26 protein-coding genes are annotated in these 21,975 nt (G+C 57.5%); 12 read left to right on the forward strand and 14 right to left on the reverse strand.

What is annotated here, in order from left to right; genetic code table 11:
• Positions 1–167: 167 nt before the first annotated feature.
• The 6 genes from Q2B33_RS08035 (at position 168) to Q2B33_RS08060 (ending at position 7,514) form a co-directional block, all read left to right on the forward strand.
• Positions 168–1,223: an FIST signal transduction protein gene (locus Q2B33_RS08035; RefSeq protein ID WP_300571784.1), complete on the forward strand. Its 1,056-nt coding sequence runs from the start codon at positions 168–170 to the stop codon at positions 1,221–1,223.
• Positions 1,224–1,274: 51 nt separating this feature from the next.
• Positions 1,275–2,225 carry a methyl-accepting chemotaxis protein gene (locus tag Q2B33_RS08040; RefSeq protein ID WP_300571783.1) on the forward strand — a complete coding sequence of 317 codons (951 nt, stop codon included), beginning with the start codon at positions 1,275–1,277 and terminating at the stop codon, positions 2,223–2,225.
• Positions 2,226–2,434: 209 nt separating this feature from the next.
• Complete coding sequence (locus Q2B33_RS08045) at positions 2,435–3,097, forward strand: response regulator transcription factor (RefSeq protein ID WP_300571782.1); 663 nt, start codon at positions 2,435–2,437, stop codon at positions 3,095–3,097.
• Positions 3,094–4,131: a sensor histidine kinase gene (locus tag Q2B33_RS08050; protein WP_300571781.1), complete on the forward strand. Its 1,038-nt coding sequence runs from the start codon at positions 3,094–3,096 to the stop codon at positions 4,129–4,131. The genes Q2B33_RS08045 and Q2B33_RS08050 overlap by 4 nt, the downstream gene beginning before the upstream one ends.
• A 295-nt stretch (positions 4,132–4,426) precedes the next feature.
• Positions 4,427–5,197, forward strand: a complete 771-nt coding sequence (locus tag Q2B33_RS08055; protein ID WP_300571780.1) for an ABC transporter ATP-binding protein — start codon at positions 4,427–4,429, stop codon at positions 5,195–5,197.
• Positions 5,187–7,514 (forward strand): FtsX-like permease family protein, encoded by a 2,328-nt coding sequence (locus Q2B33_RS08060; protein ID WP_300571779.1) that lies wholly within the window; start codon positions 5,187–5,189, stop codon positions 7,512–7,514. The genes Q2B33_RS08055 and Q2B33_RS08060 overlap by 11 nt, the downstream gene beginning before the upstream one ends.
• Positions 7,515–7,582: 68 nt before the next feature.
• Here the strand turns inward: Q2B33_RS08060 and Q2B33_RS08065 are convergent, their stop codons facing one another.
• The 8 genes from Q2B33_RS08065 to Q2B33_RS08100 form a co-directional block, all read right to left on the reverse strand.
• Complete coding sequence (locus Q2B33_RS08065) at positions 7,583–8,014, reverse strand: hypothetical protein (RefSeq protein ID WP_300571777.1); 432 nt, start codon at positions 8,012–8,014, stop codon at positions 7,583–7,585.
• Positions 8,004–8,465, reverse strand: coding sequence for a DUF3990 domain-containing protein (locus Q2B33_RS08070; protein ID WP_300571805.1), 462 nt, complete (start codon positions 8,463–8,465; stop codon positions 8,004–8,006). Before Q2B33_RS08070 ends, Q2B33_RS08065 begins: the two co-directional genes overlap by 11 nt.
• Before the next feature lie 52 nt (positions 8,466–8,517).
• On the reverse strand, positions 8,518–9,426 hold the full coding sequence (locus Q2B33_RS08075) for an EamA family transporter (RefSeq protein WP_300571775.1): 909 nt from the start codon (positions 9,424–9,426) through the stop codon (positions 8,518–8,520).
• Positions 9,427–9,500: 74 nt separating this feature from the next.
• On the reverse strand, positions 9,501–11,183 hold the full coding sequence (locus tag Q2B33_RS08080) for a phospholipase D-like domain-containing protein (RefSeq protein ID WP_300571773.1): 1,683 nt from the start codon (positions 11,181–11,183) through the stop codon (positions 9,501–9,503).
• A 149-nt stretch (positions 11,184–11,332) separates the two neighbouring features.
• Positions 11,333–12,886, reverse strand: a complete 1,554-nt coding sequence (locus Q2B33_RS08085; protein ID WP_300571771.1) for a hypothetical protein — start codon at positions 12,884–12,886, stop codon at positions 11,333–11,335.
• Positions 12,883–13,293: a hypothetical protein gene (locus tag Q2B33_RS08090; protein ID WP_300571769.1), complete on the reverse strand. Its 411-nt coding sequence runs from the start codon at positions 13,291–13,293 to the stop codon at positions 12,883–12,885. Before Q2B33_RS08090 ends, Q2B33_RS08085 begins: the two co-directional genes overlap by 4 nt.
• Complete coding sequence (locus tag Q2B33_RS08095) at positions 13,293–13,439, reverse strand: hypothetical protein (protein WP_300571767.1); 147 nt, start codon at positions 13,437–13,439, stop codon at positions 13,293–13,295. Before Q2B33_RS08095 ends, Q2B33_RS08090 begins: the two co-directional genes overlap by 1 nt.
• 60 nt (positions 13,440–13,499) lie before the next feature.
• Positions 13,500–13,898 (reverse strand): GntR family transcriptional regulator, encoded by a 399-nt coding sequence (locus Q2B33_RS08100; protein ID WP_300571765.1) that lies wholly within the window; start codon positions 13,896–13,898, stop codon positions 13,500–13,502.
• A gap of 227 nt (positions 13,899–14,125) precedes the next feature.
• On the opposite strand from Q2B33_RS08100, the gene Q2B33_RS08105 reads away from it, so the two are divergent.
• From Q2B33_RS08105 to Q2B33_RS08125, 5 genes are all read left to right on the forward strand, one after another.
• Complete coding sequence (locus Q2B33_RS08105; protein WP_300571763.1) at positions 14,126–14,308, forward strand: hypothetical protein; 183 nt, start codon at positions 14,126–14,128, stop codon at positions 14,306–14,308.
• A 107-nt stretch (positions 14,309–14,415) separates the two neighbouring features.
• The gene (locus Q2B33_RS08110; RefSeq protein WP_300571761.1) at positions 14,416–15,642 is read left to right on the forward strand and encodes an argininosuccinate synthase; all 1,227 of its coding nucleotides are present in this window, start codon (positions 14,416–14,418) and stop codon (positions 15,640–15,642) included.
• A 190-nt stretch (positions 15,643–15,832) separates the two neighbouring features.
• Complete coding sequence (locus Q2B33_RS08115) at positions 15,833–16,372, forward strand: sigma-70 family RNA polymerase sigma factor (protein ID WP_296462290.1); 540 nt, start codon at positions 15,833–15,835, stop codon at positions 16,370–16,372.
• Positions 16,373–16,424: 52 nt separating this feature from the next.
• Entirely contained in the window at positions 16,425–17,318 is an 894-nt protein-coding gene (locus Q2B33_RS08120; RefSeq protein WP_300913946.1) for an RsiV family protein, read from the forward strand.
• A gap of 51 nt (positions 17,319–17,369) precedes the next feature.
• A complete protein-coding gene (locus Q2B33_RS08125) occupies positions 17,370–17,654 on the forward strand; it encodes a DUF1294 domain-containing protein (RefSeq protein ID WP_296462286.1) in 285 nt (94 codons plus the stop codon).
• A gap of 79 nt (positions 17,655–17,733) precedes the next feature.
• Here the strand turns inward: Q2B33_RS08125 and Q2B33_RS08130 are convergent, their stop codons facing one another.
• On the reverse strand, positions 17,734–18,570 hold the full coding sequence (locus Q2B33_RS08130) for a DegV family protein (protein ID WP_300571756.1): 837 nt from the start codon (positions 18,568–18,570) through the stop codon (positions 17,734–17,736).
• Between the two features lie 265 nt (positions 18,571–18,835).
• On the opposite strand from Q2B33_RS08130, the gene Q2B33_RS08135 reads away from it, so the two are divergent.
• Positions 18,836–19,339: a DUF5721 family protein gene (locus Q2B33_RS08135; protein ID WP_300571754.1), complete on the forward strand. Its 504-nt coding sequence runs from the start codon at positions 18,836–18,838 to the stop codon at positions 19,337–19,339.
• Positions 19,340–19,357: 18 nt separating this feature from the next.
• Here the strand turns inward: Q2B33_RS08135 and Q2B33_RS08140 are convergent, their stop codons facing one another.
• The 5 genes from Q2B33_RS08140 to Q2B33_RS08160 all read right to left on the reverse strand — a co-directional run bounded on the left by Q2B33_RS08140 (position 19,358) and on the right by Q2B33_RS08160 (position 21,816).
• The gene (locus tag Q2B33_RS08140; RefSeq protein WP_300571803.1) at positions 19,358–19,714 is read right to left on the reverse strand and encodes a SpoVA/SpoVAEb family sporulation membrane protein; all 357 of its coding nucleotides are present in this window, start codon (positions 19,712–19,714) and stop codon (positions 19,358–19,360) included.
• Between the two features lie 319 nt (positions 19,715–20,033).
• Complete coding sequence (locus Q2B33_RS08145; protein ID WP_300571752.1) at positions 20,034–20,528, reverse strand: shikimate kinase; 495 nt, start codon at positions 20,526–20,528, stop codon at positions 20,034–20,036.
• The gene (locus tag Q2B33_RS08150) at positions 20,525–20,905 is read right to left on the reverse strand and encodes a RidA family protein (protein ID WP_300571750.1); all 381 of its coding nucleotides are present in this window, start codon (positions 20,903–20,905) and stop codon (positions 20,525–20,527) included. The genes Q2B33_RS08145 and Q2B33_RS08150 overlap by 4 nt, the downstream gene beginning before the upstream one ends.
• Before the next feature lie 58 nt (positions 20,906–20,963).
• Complete coding sequence (locus tag Q2B33_RS08155) at positions 20,964–21,212, reverse strand: hypothetical protein (RefSeq protein WP_300571801.1); 249 nt, start codon at positions 21,210–21,212, stop codon at positions 20,964–20,966.
• Between the two features lie 82 nt (positions 21,213–21,294).
• A complete protein-coding gene (locus Q2B33_RS08160) occupies positions 21,295–21,816 on the reverse strand; it encodes a zinc ribbon domain-containing protein (RefSeq protein WP_300571748.1) in 522 nt (173 codons plus the stop codon).
• Between the last annotated feature and the right edge of the window lie 159 nt (positions 21,817–21,975).

Raw genomic sequence — 21,975 nt, forward strand, 5'->3', positions numbered from 1 at the left:
TGAGATAATGCATATTTATGCATCCATCATGCTCCCGCCGTCCCTTCGGGCGTTCTATCCAAAAAATGGCGAATTCATGTTGACGATATGCTTTATTATAAGGTATAATCAATGCTGTTATCAAGATATTTATAAAATATATATATTTATGAAAGGAAGGCTGCTGCATGAGGCAATTTTTCGGAATGAGCAATCGCGGGGATCTGTCGGAAGCGGTCCGCAATCTGGACAGCCCGCAGTTCATCATGCTTCTTTCAAACAATGCCCAGTTCGAGGAGCATGTGAAAGCCCTTGAGAAGCTTTACCCTGGCATCCCCAGCATCGGATGCATCGGAATGAGCTATGACACCAAAGTGGTGGAAAACGGTGTGGGCATCATCGCTTTTTCAGGAGGGGTCAGCGCTACGGCCAATGTGCTGGAGCAGGTATCCGTCATGCCGGTGAAGTATATAGACCGGCTGGAGGCGGACATCAGGAAGATAAACGGATCCAAGCAGGACACCGTATGCATCGATTTCTGCAGCGGAAACGATGCCTGCGTCCTGACTACGCTCTATACGTCATTGCGGAGCCGGGGCATCCAGCTTGTGGGAGGCACGGGGGACGGCGGAAAAGTGTCCGCCAACGGCAAAGTCTACGAGGATTCCGTGGCCTACGCCCTGGTGCGCAACCAGAACGGCCGGGTCAAGACCTATAAGGAGAACATCTACCACCAGATGGGCAATTACCGCTTCATCGCCTCCAATACGGACCGGGCCAATTACATCATCGGCTCCCTGAACGGGAACCCGGCCAAGCAAGTATACCAGAGCATCCTGCATGTGACGGATCAGGAGATCCTGACCCAGACCTTCAAGAACCCCTTCGGCAAGCTCAACGGGGACGACACCTGCATCGTCTCTATCAAGGAAGTCAACGGGAATTCCCTGGCCTGCTTCCGGCAGGTGAACGACTCCGATGTGCTGGTCCTCCTGGAGCTGGGAGATTATCGGGCCATCGTGGACAAGACCATAGCGGACATCTGCCGGGACTTCCCCAAGCGCTCCGCCGTCTTCTCCGTGAACTGCCTGTTCCGCTACAAGCTGTTCACCGAGCAGCGCTACATGGCCACCTACCTGCAGGAGATGGCAAAGCTCGGCAGCCACGCGGGCCTGGTGGGCTATGGAGAGCATTACAACAGTCAGTTCGTGAACCAGTCCATGACCTGTGTGGTATTTGAATGACCGTGAAAAGCCATCGGACACTTGACGGAATTGAAATCAGGAGGATACATAATGTTGTTTTCAAAGAAAGGACCTTCAAAGAACGGGCAGGTGCGCCACGATGAAAAAAGCCTTTATCCCGTGCTGCATGTGACGGAATGCCTGAAAGGCTATCAGAAGGATCTGGCCAAAAAGGAAGTGGAATCCCTGTTCGAGCTGAGCATGATCGGCAACTCCTTCAGCAGCGTATTGGCTGAGGCCGACCATTTCCAGGAACAGCTCCAGGACTTCGGACAGTCCTTCGCCAGCATCAATCAGGCCGCGGGGCAGTTCGACCAGGTGCGGACGGACATCACCCAGACCGTGTCGGAAGCCCAGGGCATGGTGGAGGAGCTGAAAGCCACTTCCGCGAAGGTGCAGCAGACCTACGCCGATATGGAGAATACCTTCGCCTATCTGCAGACAGCGGTGAAGAACATCCAGCAGTGCATGGGCAAGATCGTGTCCATCGCGGACGAGACCAATATCCTGGCCATAAACGCCTCCATCGAGGCGGCCAGGGCCGGAGAACAGGGCAAGGGCTTCGCCGTGGTGGCGGAAAAGGTCCGGGAGCTGGCCAGGGAGATCAAGGAGCTCACCGACGACGTGGACACCGGCATCCACGATGTGGAATCGGGGGCGAACCAGCTCAACTCCAGCATCCTGGCATCCCAGTCGGCTCTGGATCAGGGCTTCGGCATCGTCAACGGCACCTCCGAATCCTTCCAGCAGATCAGCACCGTGGCGGAGGGCACCTCCTCCGTGCAGGCAGAGATCTCCGGCGTCATAGGCGACTCCCAGAACGCGCTGCAGGTGCTCTGCCAGTTTTTCGACAGGATAAAGCTCCAGCACCAGGAGGTCATAAAGCATATCGGCCGGGCCAGCAATCTGGGCACCACCAAGAGCGCCATGTTCGAGGACATCGACAATATGCTCTCCCAGATCCCGCCCATCATCAGGGATAAGAATCCCAGAAGAGACTAGTACCCCGATGCGTGAATCCTTGAGCAATCAGTACCCGCTGTCCACCCCAGTACTGCGTTGTCGTCAGTTCTGATGCGGACATCAAGCACTGATTACTCGGGAATTCATGCCCCGGCGCACCAGAACACCCGTTCGTACCGGGGCTGTGGGGAACTGACAGGATTCCCACAGCCCCGTCTTCATCTGCGGAATCCGAAAGGAGGCGGCGCATGCATATCCTGATTATAGAAGACGACGAGGATTTCCGCCTGGAGTTGGCGGGCCTCCTGCGGAGTTCCCTCTACCGCGTCACGGCGCTGACCCGGTTAGACCATATCGCCGGACAGATTTCCGCCGTCTCGCCGGACCTCATCCTGCTGGATCTGAACCTCCCGGGGCAGTCCGGCTTCGATGTGTGCGCCGAGATCCGCAGATCCTCGGATGTGCCCGTCATCTTCGTCACAGGGCGGGCGGATGCCTCGGACGAGGTCACTGCCCTGTTGCAGGGCGGGGACGACTACATCACCAAGCCCTTCCCGCCCGCCCTCCTGCTGGCCCATATCACCGCCGTGCTGAAGCGGGCGGGCAGGGGGGAGGAGGAGCCGGTTCTGGAGCATCGGGGCGCAGAGCTGGATCTGGCCAGGGGCTGCGTCCGCTTCCGGGGCGCAAGCGCGGAGCTGACCAAAAACGAGCTGAAGATATTGGCCTGCCTGTTCCGGCACAAAGGACGCATCGTGTCCCGCACAGAGCTGGTGGAATATCTGTGGGACAATGCCGTCTTCCTGGACGACAATGCCCTGAGCATCCATGTCACCCGCATCCGTGGGAAGCTGGAGGGCCTGGGGCTGTCTGATTTCATCCGGACGAAGCGGGGAATGGGGTATTCTATATGAAGTTCGCGGATTACTGCAAGGACAGGCTTTTGCTGCTGATGCTCCATATCGCCTGCATGATGCTGCTCACGGCTTTCCTGATCGCCACGGCCTATCCCCCGGGCTGTTGCTGCCTCATCCTCCTCACCTGGCTGATCGTCCTCACCGCCTGGTTCCTCACGGAATATTTTCGCAGGAAGCGCTACTTCGAGCAGATGGAGGCGATCCTGGAGCAGGCTGACCGGAAATACCTGCTGGGCGAGCTGATGCCCGCTTCCTTCCGGCTGGAGGACAGGCTGTACCGGGAAATGATCCGGAGATCCAACAAGTCCGTCATAGAGCGGATCCGCTCTGTGGAGGACGCCGGGCAGGAGTACCGGGAGTACATCGAAAGCTGGGTGCATGAGATAAAGGCTCCCATAGCGGACATCTATCTGCTCTGTGAGAGGCGCAGGGACGATACCGCCCGCCGCATCCTGGCCCAGAACCGGCGGACGGAGAACTATGTGGACATGGCCCTCTTCTATGCCCGCTCGGACCAGGTGTACCAGGATTATCTCATCAGGGAGGCCACCCTGCAGCAGACCGCGGAGGAGGTCCTTCTGAAAAACAAATACGCTCTAATAGAAAACCATATACGGGCCAGCGTCCATTGCCCGGATACGGTCTATACCGACGCAAAATGGATCGCTTTCATCCTGGAGCAGCTCGTCCTGAATGCCGTGAAATACAGGCGGGACACGGAGCCTGTGCTGCGGATCTCCACCGCCCGGGCAGGGCGCAATGTCCTCCTGACGGTGGAGGACAATGGCTGCGGCATCCCCGAAGAGGAGCTGCCCAGAATCTTCGATAAGGGCTTCACCGGCACCAACGGCAGAAGCGGCGCCCGGGCCACGGGCATGGGGCTGTATCTGTGCCGGAAGCTCTGTCTGAAGCTGGGGATACGGATCCTGGCGGAATCTGTGGCGGGCCGGGGCACGCGCATCTCTCTGGAATTCCCGGTCAGCGATTATCTCTCCGGCCTCTCTCTGCCGGTCAAATCGCCCAAAGCATGATTCCTCTCCATGTCTTTCGATATCGAAAGATTCCCGCAAAGAAAACCCATACCACATCCTTCCCATATCTGCTATACTCAAGACTGCCGACATCCAATCTGTCCGCGGCGGGCAGATATGGCTGGCGGTCTTTCAATCCATAGGCTCTCGGAATTTCAGAAAGCAGAGTCAGGCATTGTGGCAGGAGGGCACCTGGAAAAGTGGGGGAACCGCTCCAAAGGAGCTGCTGAAAGCCGCGTAATATGTAGCCTGGAGATTCCGAGAGGATATAATCCACCAAAGGGAGGTTCAGACAATGGAGCAATCCTATATCCAGGTATGCGATGTGGAGAAATATTACGGCAGCGGCACGGCTGTGGCCAAGGCTGTAGACCGGGTCAGTTTCCGTGTGGACAGGGGCGAGTTCGTGGGCGTCATGGGGGCCTCCGGCTCCGGCAAGACCACGCTGCTGAACATGCTGTCCACCATCGACAGCGTCACCGCCGGACATATCTATTACGAAAACGTGGACATCACGGAGCTTTCCGAAAATAAATTATCGGAATTTCGAAAAGAGAACCTGGGCTTCGTGTTCCAGGAGTACAATTTGCTGGATACCCTCACCATCGAGGAGAATATCCTGCTGGCATTAAGCCTGCACCAAAGGGAAAAACGGGAGGTCCTGTCCCGCTGCCGGGAGATGCTGGACCTCCTGGGCATAGCCGACATCCGGGACAAATTCCCCTACCAGGTCTCCGGCGGCCAGAAGCAGCGCTGCGCCTGCGCCAGGGCCCTGGTGAACCGCCCCAAGCTGCTGCTGGCGGACGAGCCCACTGGGGCGCTGGACTCCCGCTCCGCCCAGACCCTGCTGGAGACCTTCACGGACATGAACGGGAAGTTGAAGGCAACGATTTTCATGGTGACTCACGATGCCTTCTCCGCCAGCTACTGCGGGCGAATCCTGTTCCTGAAGGACGGGCAGATCTTCCACGAGCTGCGCCGGGGGCGGAAAAGCCGCCGTGAATTCCTGAACGAAATACTGGACGTGCTGTCCCTGACAGGAGGTGAACTGTCCGATGCTCAGTAAGCTTGCCCTGCGCAATGTGATGCGCTCCGCCAGGGATTATCTGGTGTATTTCCTGACCATGATGCTGGTAACGGCCATTATGTTCGCCTTCCACTCCCTGCTCTTCTCCAGGGAGATACAGCAGCTGTTCGAGATGGCCGTCCTCTTCGCGGTCCTGGTGGGCCTGGCCACTTTCTTCGTGGTCCTGATCGTGGCGTGGCTGATCAACTACATGGTCCGTTTCATCCTGGAGAAAAGGAGCCGGGAGTTCGGCATCTATCTGCTGATCGGCATGAAAAAGAAGGAGATTTCCCGCCTGTACATGCGGGAGAGCCTGCTGCTGGGGGGCGCCGCCTTTGCCGGAGGCCTGGCTCTGGGCATTCTGCTGCAGCAGATCCTGCTGGCGATCCTGTACAGCATGATCATGATGGAATACCGCCCCAGACTGGAATGGAGCATGGGATGCCTTATCACCACAGCCGCCTGCTATGGCGGATGCTACCTGCTGGCCCTTCTCCGGTGCAGAGGCAAATTCCGGAAGATGAACATCCATGCCCTGATGGGCAGCCAGAAACAGAATGAGGAGATCCGGGAGTCCCATGAACAGGCGAAGCGCTGGCTGCTGCCCCTCTCCGGCGCATTTCTCCTGGCCTTTGCGCTGTTCCTGTTCTTCTTCAAGGCGTGGAACGTCCCTGTGATACTGGGCTTCCTCCTGGGACTGGTGGTGACAATCTATGTCTTTTACACCGGCGTTGCGGCCTGGGTCATCTGCTACATCCGCCGGAAGGGATCCGGGATATTCAAAGGCCAGAACCTGTTCCTGCTGCGGCAGTTCTCCTCCAAGCTGAAGACCCTGCGGTTTACCTTGGGCACCCTGACCTCCCTGTTCGTCCTGGCCCTGCTGGGCTGCGCCATCGCTTTGATGTTCAATGACTACCAGAACCAGACCCTGCTGGACAAATGGCCCTTCGACGTGATGGTCTTCAGCAGCGACACCTCGGATACCTTCCGGGAGGAGCTGGACTTGCTGAACCGGGAATGCAGCGTGGAGGAAGCCCTGATCTACGATATCCGCCAGAACGGAACCGACACGGTGAACGCATGGCTGTACACCCATCTGAAGACCTTCGGGGGAGCGTACACCGATGGGAACGGCGGCCTGGACCGGGAGGCGCTTGGCAGGGACGATATCTGGGCCTACTATGAGCATGACACTTATCTGGCCCTCTCCGACTATAACCGCCTCCGGGAGATGGCGGGGCTGCTGCCTGTGGAATTAGAGGAAGGGGAATATCTGCTGCACCTGAAGGAGCGCGTCTGGGATGAGACCGGGGATTTCACCGGGGAGCTGGAGATTATGGCGGATCCGGATTCTGGAGAGGCGGAAGTCTCGGCGGATCCGGTTTCCGGAGAGACGGAAATCTCGGTGGATCCGGTTTCCGGAGAGGCGGAAGTCTCGGCGGATCCGGTTTCCGGAGAGGCGGAAGTCTCGGCGGATCCGGTTTCCGGAAAGGCGGAAGTTACAGCGGAGTCGCATTCCGGGGAACAGAGGACTATGGCAGAGCCGCATTCCGAAGAGACGGAAGTCATGGCGAATCCCGTTTCTGGAACTACTGAGCACCCGACATATCTCCGTCCCGCAGGCATTTATACGGAGCCCCTTTCCCAGGACGGCCACAATGGCGCGGATTATCTGCTCATCGTCACTGACCGGACGGCAGAGCGCATGGAACCATACTATCGATTGCTGACCGTCAACCTGGACGGCCCCGCCCCCGACGACCTGCTGCGGAAGCTGGACGCCCTCCCCTCCGGGGACAGCATCATGGACTTGGGCGGCCATCGCGAAAACACGGACATGGCCTGCGGAACGGACAATATCGTGGTATATGTGGTCACGAACATCGTCAGGGACAACCTGATCCCGGAGGTGAAGTTCATGCTGTCCTCCATCATCTTCGCTCTGGTCTACATCGGCCTGGTGTTCGTCTGCGTGGCGCTGACAGTGCTCTCCGTGCAGCAGCTCTCGGACTCCGCCAAGTACAGGTTCCGGTATCAGGTGCTGCACCAGATCGGGCTGGGCCAGCGGGAGATCTCGAAGGTCATCTTAAAGCAATTGGCCGGCTTCTACCTCTGCCCCATCCTGTTCGCGGCGCTGATCAGCGGGACGATATCCATGTATCTGGGCTGGAAGTTCAATGTCCACACCGGCACCCACACGGCGGCGGCAGGGTATTTCGGGCTGGCCTTTCTGCTGTTCCTGTGCGTGTACGCCGTGTATTTCGTGGTGACTTATGTGGGCTTTTTGCGGAATGTCCTGGCGAAGGACTGCAGGTAAGGGCCGCAAGCGAAAAAGGGCATGCTTTTTCCCAGGGCATGCCCCTTGCGGCAGACTGCAATCCTCTCTTACAGAATCTTCCCCTCACGGTAGCATTCCCGTATATAATCCCGCGGCTGATAATAAAAATCCGAATTATAATCGGAAATGGAGCCGTCGATCCAGGAGGCATATACCTCCTGCAATGTCCCGATCGTGTCATCCCCGCACACATCCTCAATCAGGCGTTCGTACACTTCGCCGATCGTCCAATAATCCGGAACCAGATATTTACAGGCATCCTCATTGTCGAAATCCCCATTAGGCAAGCCGCATCTTGTGATGAATTCATCCGCTGTCTTCTCTATGGGCTCACAGTGGAAGACATCTGCATACTCATAGATGCGGCGCAGATTCTTTTCCCCCAGCCCCGCCGCCACCTCAGACCTCTTCAGCTTCTGCCGTCTGCCAATGAATTCTATCAGGCTGCAGGTGAAAAAAAGATTGCTGTCATTCTTCATGGCCCACCTCATATCCTTTCACGAAAGTAAGCGTGGACAAAGCGTTCACCGTATGGAAGCTAATCTGATGCGTCGGTCTCTTGAATCTTGCCAATGCCCAGAATGCCTCCCGTGAAATCTTGCCATCCGCAAAGTTCTGAACATAATTGAAAATCGTATCATTTGCCATGGGGCCTTCCACGATATCGTAAGAATGGGCTTTCCCCAGACGGCAGGCTACGATGAAATCCAGCCATTCCTCTGTCATGTCCGGAAACGAGAGCACCTTTAGATGACTGTTTGGTACATAGATATATTCGTTTACCACTCCTTTGCCAAACCGCCCTGCCCATCGCTTCGCCTGCTCCGGAAAAAGCGTGCAGTAAAAGCCAAAATAAAAATCCTTGTTGAACCGCGCCATACGGATTTCCGGAAATTCTACAATCTGCTGGCTCCCGTGATATAAAACAATCTCCTGCTCCATCTCTCCCCCACCTTCCATGAAATACTCCTTTCGCCTGCCCTCAGAACAGCATCAGCATGGTTCCCCCCACGATCAGCCCAAGCCCCAGGCCGGACCTGAGCGACAGCCTCTCCCGGAACACGATCCAGGAAAAGGCCACCGTCACCAGGATGCTGAGCTTGTCGATGGGCACCACCACGCTGGCGGGGCCCTCCTGGAGCGCTTTGTAGTAGCAGAGCCAGGAACCGCCTGTGGCAAGCCCGGACAGGCAGATAAAGCCAAGCTCCTTCGGCGGGATCTCCCTTACGGTCTTCTGCTTTCCCGTGGCGAAGACCATGACCCAGGCCATGACCAGCACCACACCTGTGCGGATGGCAGTGCCCAGGTTGGACTCCACGCCGGTGATGCCGATTTTCCCCAGGATGGACGTGAGGCTGGCGAACACTGCCGAGCCGCACGCATAGAGGAACCAGCTTTTTCCATGGAAGATCGGCGTTTTGTTCCTTCTGCCGGATTTTGACACAGCTTCCCCGCCGGGCTTCTTTTCCCCTTCCTTTTTCTCGATCATCAGGAATGTGCCCACTGCAATCAGCGCCACTCCCGCCGCCTTCACTGGGCTTATGGTCTCATGGAGAAAGAGGAATGCCAGAAGGATGGTCAGCACGATGCTGGATTTGTCGATGGGCACCACCTTGTTGATGTCCCCGATTGCAAGGGCCCTGAAATAGCACAGCCAGGAAGCCCCTGTGGCAAGCCCCGACAGGATCAGGAACAGGAGGGTGCGCCCCTCTATCTGCCCTATCTGGGAGCCGGAGCCCACCACCAGCACCATGATCCAGGCGAACAGGAGCACCACGATCGTCCGCACCGCCGTGGCCACATTGGAGTCCGTCCTGCGGATGCCGCATTTGGCCAGGATAGACGTAATCCCGGCGAACAGGGCCGAGCCGCACGCATATAATATCCACATATCTGTCTTCTATACCCTTTCTAATTTTCCGAATAGTTCCGTCCCGTCAGAGGCCGCTCCTATCCGTCAAACCCTCACAGCAGCGGCGCCGCCGCCTTCAGCAGCACCCCTGCCAGCTTCATAGTCCATTTTTCTTTCCGTACCGTCTCGGGCGTCACCTGGCGGCACTTGGGGAACATGGCCTGGAAATCCGCCTCGATATCCGCTATGCAATCCGTGCCGTACAGATAGGTGGCGCACTCGAAATGATGGTAGAGGCTGCGGTAGTCCAGGTTGATGGTTCCCACCACCGCTTCCTTCCCATCGCAGCAGAAGACCTTGGCATGGACGAACCCGGGGGTGTATTCGTAAATCTTCACCCCGGACTCCAGCAGGGACCTGTAATGGGTCTTGGCCAGGGCATAGGGCATCTTCTTGTCCGGGATGCCCGGCAGGATCAACGCCACCTCCACGCCCCGCTCCGCCGCGAATTTCAGGGCCGTCTCCATCTCGCCGTCCAGTATCAGGTAGGGCGTCATGATGTGCACATACCGCCTGGCCCGGTTCAGGATGTCCATGTAGACCCGCTCCCCCAGCTTGTCGTCATCCAGGGGCCAGTCCCCGTAGGGCACCACATACCCTTTCGCATTCCCCTTGGGCTGCTCCACGGGCTGAACTTCGGGCTGCTCCACGGCCTGAACTTCGGGCTGAGCTTCAGGTTGAATTTCGGACTGCCCAGGGAGCTGCCCTCCGGGCATGGCAGGATAAGCCAGGCTCTTCCCGAACTCCAGCTCTCTTTCGTCCATGTTCCACATCTGCAGGAACATCAGGGTAAAGCTCTTCACCGCCTCCCCCTTCAGCATGACGGCAGTGTCCTTCCAATGGCCGAAGCGCTGCACCTGGTTGATATATTCATCGGACAGGTTGACGCCGCCATTGAATGCGGTATGGCCGTCTATCACCAGGATTTTGCGGTGGTCCCTGTAATTGTAATGGGTGGAGATGAAGGGGGACACCGGCGCGAACACCTTGCACCGGATACCCAGCTTCCGCAGGAGCTTCAGGTACTTGTGGGGCAGCAGCGTGAACTCGCAGGTGCCGTCATACATCACTCTCACGTCCACGCCCTCCTTTGCTTTGCGGGCCAGAATCTCCAGCACCTCACCCCACATCATCCCCTCCGCGATGATAAAATATTCCAGATAGATGAAATGCTTTGCTCCCTCAAGCTGCCGCAGCAGCTCCGCGAACTTATCCTCCCCCAGAGGGAAGTAAGTGACTAAAGTCCTGTGGTACACCGGATGGCAGCCGCTGCGCTGTATGTAGCGCACCAGGGCCGCGGCTCCCGGATCCTCTTCCTCCAGGCTCCGGTACGCCTCCTCCGACTGTGGGATGCTGTCCTTCGTCACGGCAATGATATGGCTGAAACGGGCTTTCAGCGCCCGGTGCCCGATGTCCATCCTCGTATAGAAATACAGCAGCGCCCCGAACACCGGGGTCAGCATCACCACCACCAGCCAGGTGATCTTGGCCGTGGGGTCCAGGCGGCAGTTCAGGAGATACAGCACCATGACCACGGTGAACACAGCCAGGCCGCTGATGATATGCGGCCGGAACTCCCGGAACCACAGATAGGTACTGACCAGGAACAGCGCCTGCGCCGCCAATAGGACCACAAAGAGGCCCATCCGGCTGAATATCGCGTGGAGGATGCCGTTCTGCCCTTTCTTCAGCAGACGGATTCCCATGTTCTGGCTGTCATCTTTTCGTATCTCCATTTTTCTCCTCCTGTAAAGCATGCCGCCTGCCTCCGCTTCGATTGCGCTCATCGGCCCGGCCTGCGCTTCGCGCCGTATACTTCCCGCCCCGCGGTTCCCTTTCAGTATAGCCCCGGCCTGTCCGCTTTGCAACCCTTTTCAAACACGCTCTAGCGGGTAAAATCTTTGGCGGGGCACAGCTCCAGCGCTTTCACCTCCTCTCCCGTCCCCCGGACATACACATCCGTCAGATAGCGTTCCTCCAAAAAGGAATAATTTTTCCACCCCTGGGGCCGCATGCGGTTCCGGTCCATCCCGTGCAGATCATCCTGCGTCCCGCTGTGCCTGTACAGGCCGGAAAAGGCCTCCCCGTCCCGGTCATAGACCGCCACCAGCACATTCAGGCTGTCCCAGTCCTCAAAGGCAGCCAGAACCAGCCTCTCCCCATCGAACAGGCATGCCCTTTCTCCGGGGAACATGTGATTCGCCGTCCATCCCCGGCCTGTGCCCATGTATTCCTCTTCCGGCTGCTCCGGAAACTGTCCGCTGCACCACAGCGCACATGCCCCGTCCTCCTCCGTCACAAAGGAGAATCCATTGTCGCTCCAGGTCATCAGCAGCCCGCCTTCCTCCCGGGTCATGGAACTGAATTCGGCGGCCAGAAGCTCCAGCTCTATGTCCAAATCCGCCAGATACCGGCTCCCCTCCGCTCCCTCTGCCCCAAAGAGCCTTTCCTGGCCCAGCGCCGCTACCTGGAGCAGCTCCGGCACCCCATCCGACAGCTTGTAGACTACGAGATTGTAATCCTCCTTCCCTTTCACAGTCAGGTACAGCCGTTCCCTATCCTCCTCCAGGAGCATTCCCACAGGAACCGCATCCTCCGGCAGGCTGCCTATCCTCCGCATCCGGGTCCGATCCACCTGAATCCACCCGTCCTCCCCGGTAAAGGGCAGATAGAACAGACCGCAGTTCTCGCCCCGGTGGGCCCGCTCCCCTGTCTGCGGGTCTTCCAGGCAGAAAGCATAATAGCATCCCGTCTCCCCAAAGGCCGATGCGTCCGCCAGTACCGCGCTTCCGGAATCCAGGACTTTCTCCCATGCGCAGGAGATGAAATCCCCCGCCTGGTCCCTCTCCAGCGTGACTTCTATCCTGTCCTCAGCCGTAGGGATACGGAACAGTTCCGACAGATAGTCCCCGCTCTGCCCGCATTCGATGCTGTAGTCAACGGAGGTGCCCTGAATCCCAAACTCTATGACGGGATAATATTCGTAATAATCGCCGATCCTGACTGTCTCCCTGAGCGCTTCTCCGTCCCGGGTCCGCCCTGCCACTGCCCGGGCGATTTCAGGGTAGAGAACGCTCTCCGGATTCAGGAGGGAGCCCTCCACAGTGATGGCCGTCCCGTAGCCTGCCCCGTAGAGGAAATCCGCACTTGCGGACCTCCTCTGCCCATATCCCCATTCCACGCCGCCGGCCGAAAAGGTGAACCCGCTGCGCGCCGCCTGGCCGCTGCCCACGGTATATTCCGTATCCCACAGGAGATTCCCGCTCCAATGGGACGCAACCCGCAGCGTGACGCCGGACGCCGCCTCCGGATCTCCCCCCAGGACTTCCTCCGTAATCAGGATCCTCTCCTTCCCACTGTCCACCAGCGCCCAGGCAAGGGGAATGCCCACAAGCGCCAGGCCCATCCAAAAAAACGCCACCCACAGGCTCTTCCTCATATCTCCCTCCCGCCAGTCAGCTCTCCCAGGGCCCTGTTCACCCGGTCGGAGCGGTATCCGTAAGTTTCCTTCACATATTCCAGCAGAGAGCTGCCCCGCTCCTCCAGCTCCAGGACGGACATGTCCCCCGCCACCCTGCCGTCCTTGAGCAGCACCGCCCTGCCCACGAACCGCTCCACCTCTTCTATGAGATGGGTGGACAGGAGGATGGTCTCCTCCGGCTCCAGAATCCCCAGCAGCACCTTGTAGAAGTCCTCCCTGTTGAACACGTCATTCCCTGTAAAGGGTTCGTCCATCAGGATGTACTCCGCCCCCTGGCACAGCGCCAGGATCACCTCGAACTGGTTCTTCTGCCCTGTGGAATAATGCTTTATGGCAGTCCTCTCCGGAAGCTGGAAAAAATCCATCAGCGCCGCGAAACGCCTCCCGCTGCCAGGAGGGCCACTGCCGCCAGTATCTTATAAAAGCTGCTCCTCGCCAGCAGCGCCCACAGGGACAGGCTGGCCCCTGCCGTATCCTTCTTTCTCTTTGATTTCGGTCTCTCTGTTCCCATCTTTCCTCCTCCCCCCGCTTCCATCCTCCGGCAACAACCGCATCCGCCTCCCTGCGGGAATCACGCGTCCCGATTCGGCCTGCCCTCCAGCGTCCACAGCTCCTCCGCCAGGGCCTCCGCCTCCTCCCAGGAGACTCCCATCTGCTTCATGGCCTTCACCCAGGCAGAGGTTTCGCTGCGAAGCTGCTCCCGGCGGATCCGTTCTATGGTGTCCCGGTCCACATTAGTGTAGCTCTTCGCGCCGGAGCGGGACTGGAGGATGCCCTCTTCCTCCAGCATGTGGTAGGCCTTCTGTATCGTGTTGGGGTTCACGCCCAGCAGAGCGGACAGCGCCCTCCTGGAGGGCACCTCCTCCCTGTCGCCTATGGCCCCCGCGGCAATCCCCTGCCGGATGTAGCGCATGATCTGCAGGTAGACAGGGCCGCTGTCCTCTAAGACGAATCCTTCAAATGATATCATTTCCCACGCTCCAAACCGTATCAGTCATATAATACAGTTCCCATAACCGTATTATATGACTGATACGGTTTTCTGTCAAGCATCATTTTCCACAGACAGCCGTCCATGGCATTCAGAGGAATAAAAATGCCCCTGCAAAGACAAATAAATCCTTTACACCATAAACGCCAATTGCTATAATAAAAGTGTCACAATGCCAACTGCATTTTCAGAAAGTAGGTGATCATATGCCTGGTGAAAAAGAACTGAACTGCAATTTGTTCGACCAACTTAGCATATTGGAAAGAATCGAAGCCGTGACAGATGATGAAAAGGCGTTAAAACAGATTGCCATGGAGCGCAGACAGATTGAGCGTAAGCTTTACCAGCAGCCCCCTCTGACACAGCCGTTGCCTCCGCAACAGCAATAACGGAGAACTTACAGCGGGAAATATTGCATTTCCCGCTATAATGTTGTATAGTGTGTAAAGGCAAAAAACAACCTGACAATACATAGCAAAACGGAGGATTCCCATTCATGAAAGAAAAAGTAGTATTGGCCTATTCCGGCGGCCTTGACACCACCGCCATCATTCCCTGGCTGAAGGAGAATTTCGACTATGAAGTCGTCTGCGTCTGCGTGGACTGCGGGCAGGCGGAGGAGCTGGACGGACTGGAGGAGAGGGCTTTGGCCTGCGGCGCTTCCAAGCTCTACATCGAGAATGTCATCGATGAGTTCTGCGATGAGTATGTGGTGCCCTGCGTACAGGCAGGCGCCGTCTATGAGAACAAGTACCTCCTGGGCACTTCCATGGCCAGGCCCCTGATCGCCAAGAAGCTGGTGGAGGTGGCCAGGAAAGAGGGCGCTACCGCCATCTGCCACGGCGCTACCGGCAAGGGCAACGACCAGATCCGCTTCGAATTGGGGATAAAGGCCCTGGCCCCGGACATCAAGATCATCGCTGCATGGAGGAACGATAAGTGGAATATGGATTCCCGTGAATCCGAGATCGAATACTGCAAGGCCCACGGCATCCACCTGCCCTTCTCCGCGGATTCCTCCTACAGCCGCGACCGCAATATCTGGCACATCAGCCATGAGGGACTGGAGCTGGAGGATCCCGCCAATGAGCCCAACTTCCAGCATCTGCTGGTGCTGGGCGTGACCCCCGAGAAGGCTCCCGAGGAGGGCGAGTACGTGACCATGACCTTCGAGAAGGGCGTCCCCACTTCCCTGAACGGGGAGAAGATGAAAGTCTCCGACATCATCGGCAGGCTCAATGAGCTGGGCGGCAAGCATGGCATCGGCATCATCGACATCGTGGAGAACCGCGTGGTGGGCATGAAGTCCCGTGGCGTGTACGAGACCCCCGGCGGCACCATCCTCATGGAGGCCCACCAGCAGCTGGAGGAGCTGATCCTGGACCGGGACACCTACGCCATGAAGAAGGAGATGGGCGGCCGCTTCGCCAGCCTGGTCTATGAAGGGAAATGGTTCACCCCCCTGCGCCTGGCCGAGCAGGCCTTCATCGAGGAGACCCAGAAGTACGTCACCGGCGAGGTGAAGTTCAAGCTCTACAAGGGCAACATCATCAAGGCCGGGACCACCTCCCCCTACAGCCTGTACAATGAGAGCATCGCCTCCTTCACCACCGGCGACCTGTACGACCATCACGACGCGGAGGGCTTCATCAACCTCTTCGGCCTGTCCTGCAAGGTGAGGGCCATGAAGATGGCGGAGCAGGGTGTGGACAAGCTGTTCTAAGGCGTCTCCTTTTTCGTCATATCGATATCGTCTCCCCCTGTCGCGCCTCCGGGCCCGGCAGGGGATTTTTTTGAAAAAAAATTTTTCCATGAAACTTTTCTCGCATACGCTCTATCTAATCTTTCAAAGGGCTGAGGAACCGTTCAGGAACAATCCGCGAACGGCTCCTTTGAGAAAGGAGGGAAAAGCCATGAGCCTATTTTCACAGAAACGGGAGAATGCCAACAGGGAGCTGGTGGAGCAGATACTTCTGGAACGGTACAACCAATATTATCGGCTGGCTTACCGTTATGCCCACAATGAAGCCGATGCTTTCGACATCGTACAGAACGGCGCTTACAAGGCCATAAGGAGCAGCCACACCCTGAAAGAGCCGCAGTACGCCCAGACCTGGGTCTACCGCATCATGCTGAACGAATGCTTCCAGCATCTGAAGCGCCCCAGCGACTCTTCCTACGAAGACATGCTGGATAAGTACGGGCTGGAGGGAAAGGCCGCCGAGGATTGCTACGCGGACGTGGATCTGCAGAACGCCCTGGATACGCTGACAGAAAAAGACCGCTGCGTAGTCATCCTGAAATATTTTGAGGACATGAAGCTTTCGGAGATCGCGGACATTCTGGAAGAAAATGTGAACACGGTCAAGAGCAGGCTATACCGCGGCCTCAGGAAGCTGCAGGGGCTTCTTCTGGACGAAGCGGAAAAAGGAGGGACAGCATATGGAGCGTAATTTTCCGGACACAGAAAGCCTGGCTGGGACAGACAGCAGATTGGAAGAAAAGATGAGATCCTACAGAGACGAATATCAGAGGCCGCAGATGTCGGAACACCAGGTAGCGCAGCTGCGGCGCACCATCAGGGAGGCGAAGAATATGGACAGGAAGAACAGCAGACATACGGGCATCATCCGATTCACAGTGGCAGCCGCGGCCTCAGTCGGCATCTTCGTCACGCTGCCGAACCTCTCCTACCCCATCGCCCACGCCATGGAGCAGATTCCCCTCATCGGGCCTCTGGCCAGCGCGGTGACCTTCCGCGACTATGAGTACGAATCCGACAGGCACATGGCCGACATCTCCGTACCGGAGCTCCACCTGCCTGATATCCAGCTGGAGCAGCTCCCCCAGGACAGCGACGTACAGGAGAAGCTGGAACGCTCCACAGAGGAGATCAACGCGGAAATCCAGAAAATCACGGACGACCTGATCGCCGAGTTCGAATCCCACATGCAGGACCAGGAGGGCTATCAGAACGTGGTGGTAAAGAGCGAGGTGCTGGCCACACAGCAGGACTATTTTACCCTGAAGCTCATCTGCTACCAGGGTGCGGGCAGCGGATATCAGTGGAATTATTATTATACTATTGACTTGAACACCGGAGAGAGGTTACAATTAAAAGACCTCTTCCAGGACGGCGCAGACTATATCACCCCCATCAGCGAGAACATCAAGGAGCAGATGCAGGCCCGGATGGACGCGGACGAGAGCGTATACTACTGGCTGAACGATGACATAGAGGAGTGGAACTTCAAGGCTATCACGGATGAAACCTCTTTCTATCTGAACGAAAAGGACAATGTGGTGATCGGCTTCAACGAGGGGGATGTGGCTCCCATGTACATGGGCACGGTGGAATTTGAAATCCCCGCAGAGGTGGTGGCCCATATCCGAAGATAAACGACAGGGCGATAATCCGGAAACGGCAGAAAGCGAGGAGCAGAGGAACATATGAAAGAAGCATTCCTGATCATCCTGACTGGCTACCTTTTTATCATCAACATCATCGGTTTCGCCCTCATGGGCATAGACAAAAAAAGAGCCGTCCGAGGTGCCTGGCGCATCTCGGAGGCTTCTTTGTTCCTCACCGCGTTCCTGGGCGGCGCTTTGGGCTGTACCCTGGGCATGCGGCGTTTCCGCCATAAGACAAAGCACTGGTACTTCAAATACGGCATGCCCGCCATTTTCGCGGCACAGGCCTTCCTGGCCCTGTTCCTCTGTCGCAGCCTGAACTAATCCCGCCGGACGCCGCCCTCTGTGCGGACCGGCCCAGACGGCAGCCTCATGCAAAATGGCGCTGGAAGCCTCCGGCCTCTCAGGTGGTCACGATGACCCCGCCGTCATTGGCGTACATGCTGCTGACGCCCCTGGTGTCCATGATGATGCAGTCCTTGAAGCCCGCCTTTTCCAGAATCATCCGCTTCACCTGCTCCGCGCGCTGTGCCGCGTTGCAGTGGGTGATGATAAGCCGCCGCCCCGCCGCGTTGCCCACCTCCGAGGCCGCGAACTCCGCCATTTTGCTCAGGGCCTTTTTGATGCCGATGGTCTGGCTCTTCTGGATGATCTCCCCCTTGTCCGCGCCCATGACGGGCTTGATGTTCAGGGTGGAGGCCACCAGGGCCTTCACGCCGGAGAGCCTGCCGTTCTTCCGCAGGGTCTCCAGATTGTCCAGCACGAAGTAGGTGTGGACGCTGTCCCGGAAAGCCTCTATTTTTTCTACGATCTTCTCAAAGGAAAGGCCGCTCTCCTCCAGCTCCATGATCTTCAGCGCGATCTGGGCCTCTCCGCCGCTGGCCGACTCCGAATCCACTACGTGGATCTGCTTCCCGCCGTATTTCTCATGGTACAGGTCCTTCCCCAGCCGGGCGCTGTTGTAGCTGCCGCTTAAATGGGAGGAAAGGGTCACCGCGTACACATGATCCACATCCTCGCGGTAGCTTTCCATGAAGCGCTCCGGCGACGGACAGGAGGATTTCGGGCATTTAGGGTATTCCGCCACCTTCCGCAGGAACTCCGCCTGGTTGAAATTCTCGTCATCCAATATGTTATAGTCCCCTACCTCCAGCCCAAGGGGAACCCTCTCAAAACGCCTGTCCCAGAGGAAATCCGCAGGCAGCTCGCAGCAGCTGTCCACCACAATCTTATAGCTCATCCTGACTCCTATCAGCCGGATCCGCTTCACAGATATGAAAACTATTTTATCGGTCCCGGCTCTTCATTTTATTCAGTTTCATCTTCTCTCACATATAGTTTTCATTACTATATATAATAGCACATATTTCCGATATCTGTAAAGCATATTATCCAACTTTTTGCCATGCGATTGACCACATGCCGGATTTCTGCTATAATCCTTTTCAATACGGACTTCATTCAGGGTTCCATTGCGATTAGACCGAACGGTCGGGAGGACTTCCATGAAACAACTGCAGATCACTTCCATGAAACAATTCATGAACCATCTCCTGGTGGCGGACACCTTCGAGCCTTTCCTGCTGGAGGAGGCCGTCATCGGCACTGCCTGCACCTACCGCATAGACGGGCATGTGAACCAGGAATTCTACAGCGGGGACGAGGACGACAAGGAGAAGGATATCTACGAATTCCGCCCCTGGGGCCAGCTCAAGGGTCTGTGCTTCGACCTGATCAAGGGCAGGCGCACGCCCCTGTTCTTCCGCTTCGTGCTGCATCTGATGCCCCACAAGGCGGCTGCCCTGCTGGAAAAGGAGAACTGCGATGTGCCGCCCGACCAGGTGAAGGCCCTGGTGCTGAACATCCGCTATGACGGCGCGAAGGCCACCCTCACCACAGGCACTGCCCTGCGCACCTTCCATCTGTCCAAGATGCCGGATGCCATCTGGGACAAGGCGCTGGGCAGATACCTGGACGGCAAGGGCATCGCCTATGAGGAGCTCGACTGACAAAAGCCATGCGGGCATTCAATGCTTCATCTTCGACTTGAATACCAGACTGGCCAGATAGCCGAATATCAGCGCAGCGGAAGTCCCCACCGCCCCGGCCTTGAAGCCTCCTGCGAACACGCCCAGCAGCCCCTGTTCGTCCACCGCCTCCTTCACGCCCTTCATCAGCACGTTCCCAAAGCCCAGCAGGGGGACGCTGGCCCCGGCCCCGGCGAATTCCTGAAAGGGCTCATACCATCCCAGGAACCCAATCACGGCTCCCGCCACCACCAGCAGCACCATGATGCGCCCGGGCATCAGCTTGGTCTTCTCCATCAGGATCTGCACCAGCGCGCATATCAGGCCCCCCACCCAAAAGGCATTCACATAATCCATCATAAATCCACTCCTGTTCCGCAGACAGTCCCCCCGGGGCGGCTGCCCGCTTGTTTTGTTTCCTGTAAACAAGTATCTGTCATTTCGATGGAAATTATGTATGTTTACGGGGCACGCATGTCCTCAATCAAATACCCCGCTGCAAGCAACGGGGTATCAAGCTTGCAACGCTGCAGAGCAGCGGGGTATTTGACCCTCGCGGCATTCGCCAACTGGCCGTGCAAGCACGGCCGCTTGGCTCATTGCTCGCGGAAATAAAAAAGCCACCGGCAACCAGTGGCTCATCTTTTGGAGATTGTAAGCGCCGGATCCATGTCCGTCACAGCAGGGACGCAATCTTGCGGACCACGTCCCGAATCCATATGTGGTGGCAGTCCACCACCTCATGGGCATATTTCTCGTAGAGCGGCACCCGCTCCGCGTACAGGTCGGCCAGGGTCTGGCCAGGCCTCAGGGTCACCCCTCTGGCATTCAGGTCCCCCAGCCGCTCCGCCACCTCCGCCAGAGGCAGCTTCAGATAGACCACGGTGCCGATTTCCCGCAGATGCTCCATGGCCCGGGGGCCGTAGATCACGCTCCCGCCTGTGGCGATGACGCTCTTCCTGGGGTTCAGGGAGGCGTTCTCCTCCTCCTCGATCCGCCAGAATCCCTCCACTCCATGCTCCTCTATCAGCTCATGGAGCAGCCTGTCATATTTCTCCTGGATCACCAGATCGGAATCCACGAAGCGGTATCCCAGCCGTTTGGCCAGCACCACGCCCACGGTGCTCTTCCCCGCCCCGGGCATTCCGATCAGCACGATATTGTCCTTCATCCGTTGACTACGGCAATGACTTCAACTTCGCAGAGGACATTCTTGGGCAGGGTCTTCACGGCGACGCAGCTCCTAGCCGGCTTCTCTGTGAAATACCTGGCATACACTTCGTTGAACGCAGCGAAATCGCCCATATCCGCCAGGAAGCAGCTCGTCTTGACTACATTCGTATAGTCCGTCCCCGCCTCCGCGAGCAGCGCGCCCACGTTCTTCATCACCAGCTCCGCCTGGGCGGTGATGTCCTCGCCCTCCACATTTCCTGTGGCGGGGTTGATGGGGATCTGGCCTGACGCGAACAGCATGCCGTTTGCGATGATGCCCTGGGAATAAGGCCCGATTGCCGCGGGCGCCTTGTCTGTCGAAATCTTCTTTAACATGATTGTTTCCTCCGTTTTTCTCGTCTGCTCCGGGCCGGGCCGCCTTTACGGCCGGGCCTTAGCGCTCCTCTATCTCCGGCTCGTCGAACTGGGCCGTCACATAGAAGCCCCTGGCGTTCTCCACCACGTCCACCACGATGCCCTCCCTGCTTTTCAAGCGATAGCGGAAGGGGATGTTGGCGGACATGGCCAGCGCCGGGTCTATCACATAGTAATAGTTGCTGGGAAGCAGGCCTTCCGTGACGGTAATCCGCTGTCCGGGCTCCAGGAGCCCTTTCCGCTCCATTTTGAATTCCATGTTGCGCAGAATGCCCACCTCCCCTCTTTTCTCTGTGCTCCCTCTCCTCCTCTGCCCGGAATCCTCCGGTACAAAAGCCTAAGGGCCTGGCTCAGTTCTCCCCGGGAGCCTCCTGGGCCTCTGCGCAGCAGCATCCGGCCTTGGGCGCCGCGGACTCCGCTGCCTCGCCGCCTGCCTCCTGGGCCTGCGCCGCCTCTGCCTCCTGGGAAGCCTCGCTGAAATCCGCATCGATGATTTCTTCGTCTTCCTTTACGGGCTCCGTGCTGGTGACTACGATCGGCGTACCGCACTTGTCGCAGAATTTGCTGGTCTTCGGCACTTCCGCGCCGCATCCCGGGCAGGTGTTGACGTTCTTCAATGCCTTGATCCTCTCGGTGCTGGCCTCGATTTCCGCCTTGATGTCGGCAGCCTTGGCAGCCCACTCCGCCACGGACTCATCCTCGGACAGAAGGCCGTTCTCCAGCACATATTTCCCCACTTCCGTATAGATGTTCTTCATGCTCTGGTTCGACGAGCCGATCTCCACGTTGAGCTTGGCGATCTCCGCCACCTCTTTGCTCTTGGAAATCGTGTTCTGCGCCGCCTGATTCAGTTTCTCTCTCCAACTTGCCATACTGCTCTACCTCTTTTCTTGTTTATTATATGTATGCAATTTCAAGCTGTAAGTCTCCCTGCTTTTTCTTCATTATATAGTTTCGCCTATTCCTTGTCAACAGACAAAACGGGAGTTCAACAGTTGAATAAAGGGAAAATCGCCACAGGCCGCATAAAG

It is taken from the genome of uncultured Acetatifactor sp., assembly GCF_948601915.1.
Classification (GTDB): Bacteria; Bacillota; Clostridia; order Lachnospirales; family Lachnospiraceae; genus Acetatifactor.

Coding starts and splice junctions, on each gene's coding strand:
- Q2B33_RS08035 (WP_300571784.1), top strand. CDS start 168: ATGAGGCAATTTTTCGGAATGAGCAATCGCGGGGATCTGTCGGAAGCG.
- Q2B33_RS08040 (WP_300571783.1), top strand. CDS start 1,275: ATGTTGTTTTCAAAGAAAGGACCTTCAAAGAACGGGCAGGTGCGCCAC.
- Q2B33_RS08045 (WP_300571782.1), top strand. CDS start 2,435: ATGCATATCCTGATTATAGAAGACGACGAGGATTTCCGCCTGGAGTTG.
- Q2B33_RS08050 (WP_300571781.1), top strand. CDS start 3,094: ATGAAGTTCGCGGATTACTGCAAGGACAGGCTTTTGCTGCTGATGCTC.
- Q2B33_RS08055 (WP_300571780.1), top strand. CDS start 4,427: ATGGAGCAATCCTATATCCAGGTATGCGATGTGGAGAAATATTACGGC.
- Q2B33_RS08060 (WP_300571779.1), top strand. CDS start 5,187: ATGCTCAGTAAGCTTGCCCTGCGCAATGTGATGCGCTCCGCCAGGGAT.
- Q2B33_RS08065 (WP_300571777.1), bottom strand. CDS start 8,014: ATGAAGAATGACAGCAATCTTTTTTTCACCTGCAGCCTGATAGAATTC.
- Q2B33_RS08075 (WP_300571775.1), bottom strand. CDS start 9,426: ATGTGGATATTATATGCGTGCGGCTCGGCCCTGTTCGCCGGGATTACG.
- Q2B33_RS08080 (WP_300571773.1), bottom strand. CDS start 11,183: ATGGAGATACGAAAAGATGACAGCCAGAACATGGGAATCCGTCTGCTG.
- Q2B33_RS08085 (WP_300571771.1), bottom strand. CDS start 12,886: ATGAGGAAGAGCCTGTGGGTGGCGTTTTTTTGGATGGGCCTGGCGCTT.
- Q2B33_RS08090 (WP_300571769.1), bottom strand. CDS start 13,293: ATGGATTTTTTCCAGCTTCCGGAGAGGACTGCCATAAAGCATTATTCC.
- Q2B33_RS08095 (WP_300571767.1), bottom strand. CDS start 13,439: ATGGGAACAGAGAGACCGAAATCAAAGAGAAAGAAGGATACGGCAGGG.
- Q2B33_RS08100 (WP_300571765.1), bottom strand. CDS start 13,898: ATGATATCATTTGAAGGATTCGTCTTAGAGGACAGCGGCCCTGTCTAC.
- Q2B33_RS08105 (WP_300571763.1), top strand. CDS start 14,126: ATGCCTGGTGAAAAAGAACTGAACTGCAATTTGTTCGACCAACTTAGC.
- Q2B33_RS08110 (WP_300571761.1), top strand. CDS start 14,416: ATGAAAGAAAAAGTAGTATTGGCCTATTCCGGCGGCCTTGACACCACC.
- Q2B33_RS08115 (WP_296462290.1), top strand. CDS start 15,833: ATGAGCCTATTTTCACAGAAACGGGAGAATGCCAACAGGGAGCTGGTG.
- Q2B33_RS08120 (WP_300913946.1), top strand. CDS start 16,425: ATGAGATCCTACAGAGACGAATATCAGAGGCCGCAGATGTCGGAACAC.
- Q2B33_RS08125 (WP_296462286.1), top strand. CDS start 17,370: ATGAAAGAAGCATTCCTGATCATCCTGACTGGCTACCTTTTTATCATC.
- Q2B33_RS08130 (WP_300571756.1), bottom strand. CDS start 18,570: ATGAGCTATAAGATTGTGGTGGACAGCTGCTGCGAGCTGCCTGCGGAT.
- Q2B33_RS08135 (WP_300571754.1), top strand. CDS start 18,836: ATGAAACAACTGCAGATCACTTCCATGAAACAATTCATGAACCATCTC.
- Q2B33_RS08140 (WP_300571803.1), bottom strand. CDS start 19,714: ATGGATTATGTGAATGCCTTTTGGGTGGGGGGCCTGATATGCGCGCTG.
- Q2B33_RS08145 (WP_300571752.1), bottom strand. CDS start 20,528: ATGAAGGACAATATCGTGCTGATCGGAATGCCCGGGGCGGGGAAGAGC.
- Q2B33_RS08150 (WP_300571750.1), bottom strand. CDS start 20,905: ATGTTAAAGAAGATTTCGACAGACAAGGCGCCCGCGGCAATCGGGCCT.
- Q2B33_RS08160 (WP_300571748.1), bottom strand. CDS start 21,816: ATGGCAAGTTGGAGAGAGAAACTGAATCAGGCGGCGCAGAACACGATT.